General features: G+C 60.2%; 13 protein-coding genes and 4 tRNA genes. 3 read left to right on the forward strand and 14 right to left on the reverse strand.

Going from position 1 to position 12,750, the window contains the following annotated elements; genetic code table 11:
• Positions 1 to 146 precede the first annotated feature (146 nt).
• From nusG to H145_RS0100600, 8 genes are all read right to left on the reverse strand, one after another.
• A complete protein-coding gene (nusG, locus tag H145_RS0100565) occupies positions 147 to 716 on the reverse strand; it encodes a transcription termination/antitermination protein NusG (protein ID WP_019946186.1) in 570 nt (189 codons plus the stop codon).
• 20 nt (positions 717 to 736) lie between these two features.
• A complete protein-coding gene (gene secE, locus H145_RS0100570; protein ID WP_019946187.1) occupies positions 737 to 931 on the reverse strand; it encodes a preprotein translocase subunit SecE in 195 nt (64 codons plus the stop codon).
• A gap of 65 nt (positions 932 to 996) precedes the next feature.
• A tRNA-Trp gene (locus H145_RS0100575) sits at positions 997 to 1,070 on the reverse strand.
• Between the two features lie 129 nt (positions 1,071 to 1,199).
• The gene (gene tuf, locus H145_RS0100580) at positions 1,200 to 2,387 is read right to left on the reverse strand and encodes an elongation factor Tu (RefSeq protein WP_019946188.1); all 1,188 of its coding nucleotides are present in this window, start codon (positions 2,385 to 2,387) and stop codon (positions 1,200 to 1,202) included.
• A gap of 174 nt (positions 2,388 to 2,561) precedes the next feature.
• Positions 2,562 to 2,633 (reverse strand) — tRNA-Thr (locus H145_RS0100585).
• 109 nt (positions 2,634 to 2,742) lie between these two features.
• A tRNA-Gly gene (locus tag H145_RS0100590) sits at positions 2,743 to 2,815 on the reverse strand.
• A 96-nt stretch (positions 2,816 to 2,911) separates the two neighbouring features.
• Positions 2,912 to 2,991 (reverse strand) — tRNA-Tyr (locus tag H145_RS0100595).
• Positions 2,992 to 3,234: 243 nt separating this feature from the next.
• Positions 3,235 to 5,829, reverse strand: a complete 2,595-nt coding sequence (locus tag H145_RS0100600; protein WP_019946189.1) for a M1 family metallopeptidase — start codon at positions 5,827 to 5,829, stop codon at positions 3,235 to 3,237.
• A 98-nt stretch (positions 5,830 to 5,927) separates the two neighbouring features.
• Here H145_RS0100600 and H145_RS0100605 point away from each other — a divergent pair, with 98 nt between their 5' ends.
• The 3 genes from H145_RS0100605 to frr are packed head-to-tail and all read left to right on the forward strand — an operon-like array spanning position 5,928 to position 7,885.
• The gene (locus H145_RS0100605) at positions 5,928 to 6,437 is read left to right on the forward strand and encodes a biotin/lipoyl-containing protein (RefSeq protein ID WP_019946190.1); all 510 of its coding nucleotides are present in this window, start codon (positions 5,928 to 5,930) and stop codon (positions 6,435 to 6,437) included.
• A gap of 47 nt (positions 6,438 to 6,484) precedes the next feature.
• Positions 6,485 to 7,264, forward strand: coding sequence for a UMP kinase (gene pyrH, locus H145_RS0100610; protein WP_019946191.1), 780 nt, complete (start codon positions 6,485 to 6,487; stop codon positions 7,262 to 7,264).
• Positions 7,265 to 7,321: 57 nt separating this feature from the next.
• On the forward strand, positions 7,322 to 7,885 hold the full coding sequence (gene frr, locus H145_RS0100615) for a ribosome recycling factor (protein WP_019946192.1): 564 nt from the start codon (positions 7,322 to 7,324) through the stop codon (positions 7,883 to 7,885).
• Positions 7,886 to 7,977: 92 nt separating this feature from the next.
• On the opposite strand, the gene nadD is transcribed toward frr, so the two are convergent.
• The 6 genes from nadD to H145_RS0100645 all read right to left on the reverse strand — a co-directional run bounded on the left by nadD (position 7,978) and on the right by H145_RS0100645 (position 12,702).
• Positions 7,978 to 8,580, reverse strand: a complete 603-nt coding sequence (gene nadD / locus H145_RS0100620) for a nicotinate (nicotinamide) nucleotide adenylyltransferase (RefSeq protein WP_019946193.1) — start codon at positions 8,578 to 8,580, stop codon at positions 7,978 to 7,980.
• Positions 8,577 to 9,161 (reverse strand): guanylate kinase, encoded by a 585-nt coding sequence (gene gmk, locus H145_RS0100625; protein ID WP_019946194.1) that lies wholly within the window; start codon positions 9,159 to 9,161, stop codon positions 8,577 to 8,579. The genes nadD and gmk overlap by 4 nt, the downstream gene beginning before the upstream one ends.
• A gap of 9 nt (positions 9,162 to 9,170) precedes the next feature.
• Entirely contained in the window at positions 9,171 to 9,461 is a 291-nt protein-coding gene (locus tag H145_RS0100630) for a hypothetical protein (RefSeq protein ID WP_019946195.1), read from the reverse strand.
• 37 nt (positions 9,462 to 9,498) lie between these two features.
• On the reverse strand, positions 9,499 to 10,149 hold the full coding sequence (locus H145_RS0100635) for a sigma-70 family RNA polymerase sigma factor (RefSeq protein ID WP_019946196.1): 651 nt from the start codon (positions 10,147 to 10,149) through the stop codon (positions 9,499 to 9,501).
• Positions 10,150 to 10,206: 57 nt separating this feature from the next.
• On the reverse strand, positions 10,207 to 11,526 hold the full coding sequence (locus H145_RS0100640; protein WP_083937624.1) for an O-antigen ligase family protein: 1,320 nt from the start codon (positions 11,524 to 11,526) through the stop codon (positions 10,207 to 10,209).
• A gap of 135 nt (positions 11,527 to 11,661) precedes the next feature.
• Positions 11,662 to 12,702: a glycosyltransferase family 9 protein gene (locus H145_RS0100645; protein ID WP_019946198.1), complete on the reverse strand. Its 1,041-nt coding sequence runs from the start codon at positions 12,700 to 12,702 to the stop codon at positions 11,662 to 11,664.
• Between the last annotated feature and the right edge of the window lie 48 nt (positions 12,703 to 12,750).

Raw genomic sequence — 12,750 nt, forward strand, 5'->3', positions numbered from 1 at the left:
CCGGAGCGGATAACCGATGACGTTTTTCTTTGAGAAGTGAGATATCAGAAGTGAGAGGTGAGACTTTGTTCTATATAGTCTCGATTCCTCTTTTGTGAAGAAGAAACCAGAACAGCTTCTCACCTCTCAAATCTCACTTCTAACAATTACTCTATTTCCTTCTCGACCTGGGTGTAGCTCAACTCCATGGGCTGGCTACGGCCGAAGATTTTTACGATGACGTTGAGGCGCTTACGGTCCTCGTACACCTCGGCCACGTTGCCCGACATGCCGGCAAAGCCACCATCCACGATTTTCACCAGCTCGCCCACCACGTATGGCGTTTCTAGCGTTTCGGTCTGCTCCTCCGACTCATCGACGATGCCGAGGATGCGGTTCACTTCCGAAATGTGCAGCGGCACGGGTACCGTATTCTGGTTGGCCGCCTTGCCCTCCTTGTCGGAGAGGAAGCCGATGATGCCCGGGGTGCTGGTGATGATGTGGTCGACCTCGCCGTGGGTCAGGTCGGCGTGGATGATGATGTAGCCGGGATACAGGTTCCGCTCGCGCACGCGCTTCTTGCCGTTGCGCATCTCGAACACCTTCTCTACCGGAATCAGTACCTGGGGTACCAGGTCCGAGAGGCCGTGGCGGCCGATTTCCGTTTCGAGGTAAGTCTTGGCTTTCTTTTCCTGGCCGCTCACCGAGCGTACCACGTACCATTTCAATTCGCCCATTTTAGTCGCGTCAGTGCCGATTAAAGGAACGAGTTATAGAAGGCCTCCAGGCCCTCCTTGAAAATTACATCCATCACGCCCACCACCACGGCAAAAATCAGCGAGCCGAGCAGTACGAGGCCGGCGCTTTTCTGCAGTTCTTCCATCGAGGGCCACGTTACCTTGTAGCGCATCTCCTCGGCAGTTTCCCGGAAGTAGTTGGTCAGCTTGCTCATGTGCGAAAGGCCCGGCTGGTGAGAGTGAGTAAAAGAACGGCTGCCGAAGCAGCCGTACAATCTGGTGGCACGGGCGGAGAGATTCGAACTCCCATCAAAGGTTTTGGAGACCTCTATTCTACCCTTGAACTACGCCCGTGGATGCGTCCCGCCCGGCTATAAAATCGGATTGGGACTGCAAATGTAGGTAACTCTTCAGACAAAACAAATCCGCCCCCGAAATTTTCGGGGGCGGATCGTTTTATTTCAGCAGATTTCCGGTGGAAAACTACTCGGTGATTTCGGTTACCTGACCGGCACCTACCGTCCGGCCACCCTCACGGATAGCGAAGCGGAGGCCTTTCTCCATAGCTACCGAGTTGATCAGCTCAACCGAGATAGTTACGTTGTCGCCGGGCATTACCATTTCTACACCCTCGGCCAGCGTGATGATGCCGGTTACGTCGGTGGTGCGGAAATAGAACTGAGGACGGTAGTTGTTGAAGAACGGCGTGTGACGGCCACCTTCCTCTTTCGAGAGTACGTACACCTCAGCCTTGAACTTGGTGTGCGGCTTCACGGAACCTGGCTTGCAGATTACCATGCCCCGACGGATGGCTTCCTTCTCAATACCGCGGAGCAGCAGACCAACGTTGTCGCCGGCTTCGCCACGGTCGAGGATCTTGCGGAACATCTCTACACCGGTAACGGTCGACTTCAGGTTCTCAGCACCCATGCCGAGAATATCAACCTGCTCACCCGAGTTGATGATGCCACGCTCGATACGGCCGGTAGCAACCGTTCCACGACCCGTAATCGAGAACACGTCCTCAACAGGCATCAGGAAGGGCAGGTCGGTCAGACGAGCAGGAATCGGAATGAACGAGTCAACCGCGTCCATCAGCTCCTCGATCTTGGGAACCCAGTTGGCATCGCCATTCAGGCCACCCAGAGCCGAGCCCTGAATTACGGGGATGTTGTCGCCGTCGAAGTCGTAGAACGAAAGCAGCTCACGGATTTCCATCTCCACCAGCTCGAGGAGCTCGGGGTCGTCCACCATGTCAACTTTGTTCATGAACACCACCAGCTGGGGAACACCAACCTGACGGGCGAGCAGGATGTGCTCACGGGTCTGGGGCATTGGGCCGTCGGTAGCAGCTACCACGAGGATAGCGCCGTCCATCTGGGCAGCACCGGTAACCATGTTCTTCACGTAGTCAGCGTGACCGGGGCAGTCAACGTGAGCATAGTGACGGTTCTCGGTGGCGTACTCTACGTGCGAGGTGTTGATGGTAATGCCACGCTCTTTTTCTTCGGGAGCATTGTCGATCGAAGAGAAGTCGCGCTTGGCAGCCAGACCCTTGTTGGCCAGTACCTGGGTAATGGCGGCGGTGAGGGTGGTTTTGCCGTGGTCAACGTGACCAATCGTGCCGATGTTTACGTGCGGCTTGGACCGGTCAAAATTTTCTTTAGCCATTGTAAAGAGATTAAGAGGAATTTTGAGGTGAGAAGGGGAAAACGCGACTAAAACCTAACTATACAGAAGAAAGCGAAACACAGCTCTGCTTGACCAGGGACTGCACGTCGCTTTGCTTGGCTGACAGTTCCAAAACGGTGCAGTCGCGCTGCCCCGTTGGTACTCGTAATTCTGAGCCATTTATGGGATTTGAACCCATGACCTCTTCCTTACCAAGGAAGTGCTCTACCACTGAGCTAAAACGGCTGGTATTTTTAGCCCGCTGGCGCGTAGCCGGGGCAAAGGTACGACAGGAGAACAACAATTGCCAACCGGAGCCGGCCTAAACTGTTACCTGAGCTACACTGTTGCTACGAGCGGGAGACGAGGTTCGAACTCGCGACCTGCAGCTTGGAAGGCTGCCGCTCTACCAACTGAGCTACTCCCGCGGGGGAAAAGAGGCTAAAAGTGCAGAAGCCAGAAGATGATTGTAAGCGCAGGCTTTTTAATCACCTTCTGGCTTCCAGACTTTCAAACCGGTAATGTGGGGGAGAGAGGACTCGAACCTCTGAACCCGAAGGAGCTGAGTTACAGTCAGCCGCAATTGCCACTATGCGACACCCCCGATTAGTGTGGTTTCAACGCCGTCTGCGCGAAACCGGCCCATTCCAATTCGCGGGCCGGAGCCGCGTTTTCTCGAATTGGAGTTGCAAAATTAGTGGCTTTCTGACGTAAGTCAAGCCCTGCGCGAAAAAAGGTTTGGAGCCGGCTGGTTTTTTGTGCCTCCCGCGGCCCGAGCGCCGCGCTAAGCGGCTGACTTTCTAAGCTAAAGCCTGCCTTGAAAATTAACTGTCCCGACAAAAAAAAATTACTGCACCAGGCTGTACATGGCCTTTAGGTTGTTGTCTTTCTCCTTATTTCGGATGTCCTGCAGGGTATTTTTGAGGTTGGGCATGCTCCCGGTCAGCTCGTTCAGGCCCTTGTAGGCGCCAAGGCGCACATACAGTTGCGGATGGCTGCGCGCCAGGTTTTCGAGCAGTTGTACGCCTTTCTCGCGCTCCACGGGCGGAATGCGGTTCATCAGCTTGCCGAAGTTTTCGAGCAGCACATACAACACTTCGGGCTGGGCATCCTGGCTGCGCTGCAGAAACCAGTCGTAGTCGTCGAGCGTGCCGTTGAGGCCGTAGTAGTTCGACAGCGACGTGAGCAGGGCCGGGTTGCGGGTTTTCTGGAGCTTGGCCACCTGAGCCCGGGTGGTGGGCGCCGGCGCCTTTGCCAGCGCATCGACGGCGGCGGCGCTTACCAGATAGGAGCTGTCGGCGAGGGCCGCTTCGTAGACCTGGGCGAAATCTTCATTGGGAAACGACGACAGCACGCTGATGGCCGTGGCCCGCACGGCGCCGTGCTTTTCGTTGAGGGCTACCCGCTGTAAGTCTTTGCGCACCATGCTACCCTCGGCGCCCCGGTAGCGGCGCAGGCCCTCCAGCGCCGCCACGCGGGTAGCCCAGAACGAGTCGTTGAGGGCCGTGCGGAAGGCCGAGCTCACCAGCAAGTCGCCTGATTTGGGTTTCAGCCCCTCGATGGCCTGCACCCGTTGCAGGTAGCCACGGGCGTGGCTGAGCTGGAATTGCAGTTCCTCCTGGCTTTGCTGCTGGTCAATATCAGCCAGCAGGATGCCATCATTATCGAACTTCACGAGAGAAGGCCGCTGGGCCATGGGCAGCCGAAACGTCTGGTCGGCTTTGGTGATAACGATGCGATGCTCGGCCGACTGATTACCGTTCCAGATGGCCACCGATACCGGCAGGCGGTACACGGGCTGGTAGAGCGTATCCTGCACCTGGCGCACGCGCAGCACTACGGCGTTGCTCTCGAAGCTGTGCGTAACGCGCAGCTCGGGGTGGCCGCGTTGCAGAAACCACTGGTCGAAAAACCACGTCAAATCCTCGCCGGTTGTTTCCTCGAACGCAATGCGCAGCTTGGCCAGCTCAACGGCCGACAGCTTGTTATGGTTGAGGTAGCGGGTGAGCGAGGCGAAGAAGGCCTCGTCGCCGACGAGGTTGCGCAGCATGTGCAGCACCCGGCCGCCCTTGTCGTAGGAGTGGCGGTCGAACAGGTCTTCGTGGCTGTTGTAGCTGGTGCGGATAAGCGGCTCGCGCTTCATCTGCGCCTCTTCGAGGTAGGAGCGCAGCTTGTTGCGCTGCACCAGCGCGGCCGCATCGGCGCCGTACTTGTGCTCGGCCCAGAGCAGCTCCGAGTAGTCGGCAAAGGCCTCGTTGAGCGGCAGGTTGCCCCACGACTCGTTGGTTACGTAGTCGCCGAACCACTGGTGAAACAGCTCGTGGGCAATAACCGACTCGGAGCCGTCGTAGGGTACGTCGGCCAGCTCGCGGGGCGTAAACTGCACTATCTGCTGCCCGAACGTGGAGGCCGTCGTGTTTTCCATGGCGCCCGTTACGAAATCGTGCACCGCTACCTGCGAGTACTTGTCCCAGGGGTAATCAACGCCCAGCTTTTTGGAGAAGAATTCCAGCATTTCGGGCGTGTTACCGAACACGCGCTTGGCCGTATTCTGAAAAGCGGGGTCCACGTAATAGTCCACCGGCTTGCCGCGCCAGGTGTCCGACACGACGGCAAAGTTGCCCACTGCCAGCATGGCCAAATAGGGCGCGTGGGGCTGGCTGAGCTTCCAGGTATCGGTACGGGTGCCATCGGTATTGCGCCGCGACGACACGAGCAGCCCATTGGACAGCGTTTTTTGGTCGGCTTCCACCGTCAGGCTGATTTCCTGGGTCATGCGCTGGTTGGGCCGGTCGATGGTCGGAAACCAGCATGAGCTACCCTCCGTCTCGCCCTGGGTCCAGAGCTGGCGGGGCTTGCCCTTCTCGGTGCCGAGTGGGTTGATAAAGTACAGACCCTTATCATCCACAATGGCCTCGCTCCCACCCTTGGGCAGCTCGTTGGGCTTGGCCACGTACTGAATGCGCACCTGGTACTGCTCGGTGCGCTGGTAGGTGCGGTCGAGGGCAATAGTGAGCTTCTTTTTGTCGTAGGTGTACTTCAGGTCGCGGCCCTTGCGGCCCGCGTTCAGCAGCTCCACGGCTTTAATGTCGAAGCCTTTGGCATCGAGCACGAGCTGGTTTTGGGGGTAGAAATGCGGGCGGAGCGTGAGCGTAGCCGTACCCGGCAGCCATTGCCGGGCCCAGTCGGGGCGCAGGTCGAGCTTGGTATCTACCAGGTCGTGGAGGATGGTGGCCGAGGGCTGCCGGGGCCGCGCCTGATCGGGCAGCCAGTTGGGTACGGGCGCCGTGGCGGGCGCCAGGTATGGCGTAGTATCGGGCGCTTTTCGGGCGGGCGAATGCGGGCTGGCAGCCCCGACGCGGCCCGCCTTACCGGCCTGAGCAGCAGCCGGTAGCTGGGCTGGCAGCCACAGGAAAAGAATACCGAGAACGAGGTATTTCATGCAGGAAGGCACTAGGGTATTAGATGGTGAAGTTCCGAATTTATTTCAGATTTGACCTATCTTTAAGGCCTTTTCTGCCCCACTCCCGCCCTACTCGTATGCTCCAAATCCAATTGGCCGCCGCGGCCCAGTCGCCGCTGGAAGTCGACTACCAGCCCAACGGGGCAGTTACCGTAGGCGGCCAGCCGTTCGCCTGGGACCTGACGGCGCTCGGCAACGGCCGCTACAGCATCCTTTACCAAAACCGCTCCTACAACGCCGAGCTGCTGGAAATCGATTACGCCGCCAAAACCGTGGCCCTGAAGATCAACGACCAGCGGCTGGAGTTCCAGGCCAAAGACCGCCTCGATTTGCTGCTCGACAAAATGGGCCTGAGCGCAGCCGTCAGCACCAAGGTAAACGAGCTGAAAGCGCCCATGCCCGGCCTGATTGTGGACGTGCGCGTGGAGCCCGGCCAGACCGTGCAGAAAGGCGACGCGCTGCTGGTGCTGGAAGCCATGAAAATGGAAAACATCCTCAAAGCCCCCGGCGAGGGCATCGTGGCGGCTATCAAAGTGAGCCTGCGCGACAACGTAACCAAGGGCCAGGTGCTGATCCAGTTCGCGTAACTTTCTGCCGGCCGCTTTTTCTTCTTACTCCACCATCTCCATAGGCCTTGAAGTACAACCGAATTCTGCTGAAACTGAGTGGCGAGGCCCTGATGGGCCAGCAGCAGTACGGCATCGACGCCAACCGGCTCATGCAGTACGCCGAAGAAATCAAAATTGCCGCCGCTACGGGCACGCAGGTAGCCGTCGTTATCGGGGGCGGCAACATCTACCGCGGCGTGCAGGCCGAAGCCTTTGGCCTCGACCGGGTGCAGGGCGATTACATGGGCATGCTGGCCACCGTCATCAACTCGATGGCCCTGCAAAGCGCCCTCGAAAAGCTGGACGTCAATACGCGCCTGCTCTCGGGCCTGCATATTCAGCAGGTGTGCGAGCCCTACATCCGCCGCCGGGCCATGCGCCACCTCGAAAAAGGTCGCGTGGTCATCTTCGGCGCCGGTATCGGCTCGCCCTACTTCACCACCGACTCGGCCGCCTCGCTGCGGGCCATCGAAATTGAGGCGGATGTGGTGCTGAAGGGTACGCGCGTGGATGGTATTTACACCGCCGACCCCGAAAAGGACCCCACTGCCAAGCGCTTTGCCGATATCAGCTTCGATGAGGTGATGGACCAGAAGCTCAACGTGATGGACATGACGGCCTTCACGCTCTGCAAGGAAAACAACCTGCCCATCATCGTTTTCGATATGAACAAGGAAGGCAACCTGCAGCGCCTGTTGCGTGGCGACAGCGTGGGCACGTTGGTGAGTATGAATGGCGCGAATGCCTCGGCCGCCGATACCACGGGCCTGCAACCTGCCGTCGATGAGTCGGCCGACGCCTGTTAGGCAGCCCGCGCAAATCCGTTTTTCAACCCTACATTTTCAACGCTTAACTTTTCCGAAGTGGACGAAGAAATTAAGTTTTATCTCGATGAGGCCGAAGAATCCATGGGCAAGGCCTTGGAGCATACGACCGTAGAATTTGCGCGCATCCGGGCCGGCAAGGCCTCGCCCGCTATGCTCGACTCGCTGCGGGTCGATTACTACGGCACGCCCACGCCGCTGGCCAACGTGGCCAACGTATCGACGCCCGACGCCCGCACGCTTTACATCAAGCCCTGGGAGAAAAACATGGTGGGCGAAATCGTGAAGGCTATCAAGAACAGCGACCTGGGCCTCAACCCGCAGACGGACGCCGAAGGTGTGCGCCTCAACATTCCGGCCATGACCGAGGAGCGCCGCCGCGAGCTGGTAAAGCAGGCCAAGGCCGAGTCGGAGAACGGCAAAGTCCGCATCCGCGGCATCCGCAAAGACACGAACGACTCGCTGCGCAAGCTCCAGAAGGACGGCGCTTCGGAAGACTCGATCAAGGATGCCGAAGCCAAAGTCCAGAAGTTCACCGACGCCTACATCAGCAAAGTAGATGAGGTGCTGGGCAAGAAGGAATCGGAGATCATGACGATCTGATTTCTTCATAATAAGCTACAAGCTATAAGCCGCAAGCTCCAAGCTGATGTTGAACGTCAGCTTGGAGCTTCCAGCTCCTGTCTCCTGTCTTCTCAAGAGTAATACCCCTCCGCCCGAATCTGCTGCTCCACCACTTCGGGCAGCAGGTAGCGAACCGACAGGCCCTCGCGCAGGCAGCGGCGGATGAAGGTGGCCGATATATCGAGCAGCGGCGCCTCTACCACGTGCACTTTGGGTGGCAGCGGCGCGGGGAGGTCGTAGCCGGGGCGCGGGTACACGTAGATTTGGTATTCGGCCAGCAGGCGGTCGGCGGCTTTCCAGCGCGGCAGGCCGGGCAGGTTGTCGCCGCCCATGAGCAGCACGAATTCCTGCTCCGGATGCCGCTGCCGCAGCTCATCGAGCGTGTCGATGGTGTAGCTGGGCTTGGGCATCTGGAACTCCAGGTCGAGCACCCGCAGCCGCGCATTGCCGGCAATAGCGCGGGTAACCAGCGCCAGCCGCGCCTGCTCGTCGAGCAAGTCGGCTTCGGCTTTGAAGGGGCTCTGAGGCGAGATGATAAGCCAGACTTCGGCCAGGTCGGTGTGCGTGGCCAGGAAGTTGGCCAGAATCAGGTGGCCGGTATGGATGGGGTTGAACGAACCAAAAAGCAGCCCCACTTTCCGGCCCGCGGGGGCATCGGAGGTGGGGCTGCTCACAGAATGGCGGGTTCGGCGGTAATAAAGGCGCGTACCAGTCGTTCGGCTTCGTCTACTGCCTTCTCAAGGTCGTCGTTGGTGATAACCACATCGAAGCGGTCCTCAAACGTGAGCTCGAAATTGGCCTTGTAGAGCCGGGCCGATATGCTGGCTTCCGAGTCGGTGGCGCGGTGGCGCAGGCGCTGCTCCAGGATTTCCAGCGAGGGTGGTTTCACGAATACCGCCAAAGCGCGGTCCTGGTAAAACTCCTTGATGCTGAGGCCGCCTTTCACGTCCACGTCGAGCACCGAGTGCTGGCCGTTTTCCCAGATGCGCTCTACTTCCTCCTTCAGCGTGCCGTAGAAAGCACCTTCGTACACTTCTTCCCACTCCACAAACTGGTCGCGGCGGATTTTCTCCTGAAACTCCTGCACGGAGATGAAGTAGTAATCCTTGCCGTTGGTTTCGGTGCGGCCGCGCCGGTCGCGCGTACAGGCCGAAATGGAGAAGCTCAGCTCCGGCATTCGGGCCAGCAGCCGATGAACGATGGTGGTTTTGCCGGCCCCGGAGGGCGCGGAGAAAGCAATGATTTTACCCTGCATCGGGTAAAATTAGGCCATTTCTGCCTGAACTTTAGCAAGAATGCGCTGAGAAAGTGTGGCCGGGGCCCCTTTGCGGCCTACATGCTGGGCCAGGAAGTCGATGAAAATCTGCTGCTTCTCCAGGCTGTCGAAGCACGGCGAACAATCTTCGGCGTGGCTGATGAAGTACTCTTCATCCTCCGCCGAGGGCTCGTGGCCCACAATGATTTGGTCGAGAATCGTGTTCACGCGCTCACAGTCGGGGCCGTCGGTTTGGGCGGCGGCTGCCGAGTTGGTTGATGAAGTAGACGTAGTTTCCATAGCGAGTGCCTGGCTTTGAAAGAAATGAATGAAGTGGTTAATCAGTCGAGGATTCGTCCTCATCCTCGTCGTCGGCTGCGGCTCCGTTTGAGCCGTAGCCCATCGAGCGGGCGTATTTGTCGAGTTTTTCTTTGAGGAAGTTGCGGGCCCGGTGCAGGCGCGAACGCACCGTACCGATAGGGATGTCGAGCACTTTGGCCATCTCCTCGTACGTGAACCCTTCGAGGTCGCAGAGGATGATGACCGTGCGGAAATCCACGGGCAGCGAGTTCAGCGCGCGGGCCACCTCATCACCGATAAGGTCGCGCACGGCCTGCTGCCGCATGTCCGAGGAGGTGGTGCCGGCATCGGAGTCGGCCTCCACTTCTTCGGAGTTGTAGTAGCCTTCGATTTCGCTGTAGTCAACCTTGGCAGGCTGCTTACTTTTCTTGCGAAAATCGTTGATGAACGAGTTTTTGAGGATGCGAAACAGCCACGCTTTGGCGTTGGTCCCCGGTTCAAAGTACTCAAAGAAGCGATATGCTTTCAGATAAGTTTCCTGTACCAGGTCATTTGCATCGTCCTCGTCGAGGGTGAGGCGGAAGGCAAAATTGTATAACGGGTCGAGCACGGGCATCAGCTCGGCCTGGAAACGCCGGTCTTTTTCCTCTTTGCTCAGCTTGGGAACCCGCTCGGGAGAATCGCTCATGGACGCTAAAAAGTGCGGTTTTCGGGGCTGAAAACCGCGGTCAGACAAATATACTGTTTATACCATTTGCGCCGGGGAAGGTTTGGGACTCTGCTTAGCCCGGCGCTCAGCAGCCACAATCAAAAAGCCGTAGAGAAAAACAAACAGGTTGAAGCTGATTTGCAGTTGAAGCAGCGAATCGGCCAGCATGGCGACGGCCTGCAGCAGCAGGAACCGGTACACGTACGGATTTCGGCGTAGGGCGGGTTGCACCAGCGGCCCGAACAGCACCAGCAGCCACAGCGCCAACCCTACTGCGCCGCCACTCACCAACTGGTGCAGGTACTGGTTGTGAATCATGACGCGGTTTTCGGGCCGCAGGCCGTAGTCGCGCCAGTCGTACTGGTGCATCATGGCGGCGTAGGCATCGGCCGGACCCACGCCCAGCACGGGGTGCCGCCGGGCTATTACGCTGGCTGTCTGCCAGGCCGCCAGCCGCCGCGAAAGCGAGAAGTCGTTGATGTCGTGCCCCAGCTCGAACTGCTCCAGATCGTAGAATGTGGCGTGCACCCGCTCGTACACCGAGCCCAGCGTGCGGTATGCCACCCAGGGCCCCAGCGCCAGGCCCAGCAGCAGCGCGGCCCCGAGCCAGTACCGCCGCCGCACCAGCAGCGCCAGCAGCGCCTCCACCGACAAGACTACGTACGCCGCTATCAAACCAGTGCGGTAAGCCAGAATGTGCAGCACGGCCACGCATACCACTACACTCAGGCCCAGCGCCACCCGCAGCCAGCGGGGCGCCAGGGGCTGCCGCACCATCCGAAAGCCGAAAAAAGCCGCCAGCGCCAGCATCAGCCCAAAATGAATGTGGAAGATGCGCGTAACTGAAGGCAGGTTATGGCCCAGCCGGATGGCCTCGTTGGCGGCGGCCGGGTCGCGCAGATACTGGCCCAGCGTAGCCGCCCCGATAAGCGCCAGGCCCACTACAAACAGGCTGCCTACCCCGAACCGCTGCCGCTCAGTTAGCGGCACGGCCAGCCCGAATAGCAGCGGCACCCCCAGCCAGGGCAGCTGCCGAAACAGCTCGTGCCGCCACACAGGCCACTCGTGGGTGTAGAGGCCGCTGAGCAGCAGCAGCGCGTAGAGGCCGGCCGGGGCCCACACCGTGCGCAGCCGCAGCCACCGGGGCAGCTGCCGACGCAGCCCGGGGTTGGCCAGCGCCGCCACCACGCCCGTTACCGGTGCCAGCGCCACCAAAGCCCGCGACGCCAGCAACCCCACTACACCCGCCACGCAGGCCAGCAGCAGCAAGTGCTGCGACAACCGGCCGGAACGCCACCACTCCTGCCAAACGGCCAGTGAAGTGGGAGCAGCGGAAAGACGTGAGGAAGCGGGCATTGAAGCTGGTTGAGCAGAAAGACGTAAAGTTCGGCACTTGATTGCAGCCCGACTAACACCGGCAACAACGGCGCCAACGAGCGGCAGGGTATTGCGCCGCTACCCCAGCCGGGCAAACAAACCTACGGGCACTGCCTACGAAAACGGCGGCAACGGCTGCCACTGCTGCACCCGCGCCAGTACCAGCGCTGGCTCCAGGGCCTTGATGCAGGTGCAGGCGGCCGGCTGCGCGCGGCAGTCCTGGCAGTCGGGCCGGTCGAAAACCAGGTATTCGGCGTGGGGGCCCAGCGGGGCCCATCGGCCGGGGTGCATGGGCCGGATGGGCGGATAGAGGCCCAGCGCGTGCCGGCCCAGCGCAGCGGCCAGGTGCAGCGGACCGGTGCTGCCGGCCACCAGCCCATCGGCAGCAGCCAGAAAGGCCAGGAATTCGGGCAGGTCCAGCTGGCCGGTGAGGTCGGCCGCCAGGTAGGGCTGGTGCTCGGTCAGCCAGTCGCGCAACTCCTCCCCCTCGGCAGCCGTGCCCGAAACGAATACGCGGTGGCCGGCCTGGTGAAGCACCCGGGCCAGCTGGCCGAAGTGTGGCAGGCCCCACTCGCGGGCGCTGCCGCGGCTGCGCGGGTGCAGCACCACATTGAGCTGGCCAGGGGTGCGGGCCGCCAGCAACTGTTGCAGCGCGGGCCGCAGCGGCACAGCGGGCGTCAGCTTCACCAGCGCAGCCACTTCGGGTAGCGGTAGAGCGGCGTTTTCGCCCAGCGGAGCCAGCAGGGCCAGGTTGAGCTGGCTTTCGTGCAGGGGCGAGTGGCGGCGGCTGAGCTTTACGAGGCGGTTGCAGGTAAGCCAGTGAAACCAGCGGTTGCGGGTGCCGATGCGCACCTTGATGCCGGCCAGCAGCGCCAGCCGGGCCAGATCTTTATTTGGAAAGACGTGCAGCATGGTATCGGCCCCAATAGCGCGCAGGGCGGCTACCTGCTGGTTGGGCGGCAGCTGCTGCAGCTCATCAAGGCTCACGAAGCCATCCAGCCAGGGGCAAGCCTCCGCCACGGCGCGGGTGTAGTTGCGGCCCAGCAGCAGCACCCGGCAGCCCGGAAACAGCTGCTTCAGCCGGCCGGCTACCGGCAGCGTCAGCACTACGTCGCCGATGGCATCGGTGCGGCTGATGAGGAAAGTACGGCTCATGGTTTTGGGCTGTTAGCTTTTAGCTGATAGCTATCAGCGCTGCTTCTG

Source organism: Hymenobacter aerophilus DSM 13606 (genome assembly GCF_000382225.1).
In the GTDB taxonomy this organism is placed as follows: Bacteria; Bacteroidota; Bacteroidia; order Cytophagales; family Hymenobacteraceae; genus Hymenobacter; species Hymenobacter aerophilus.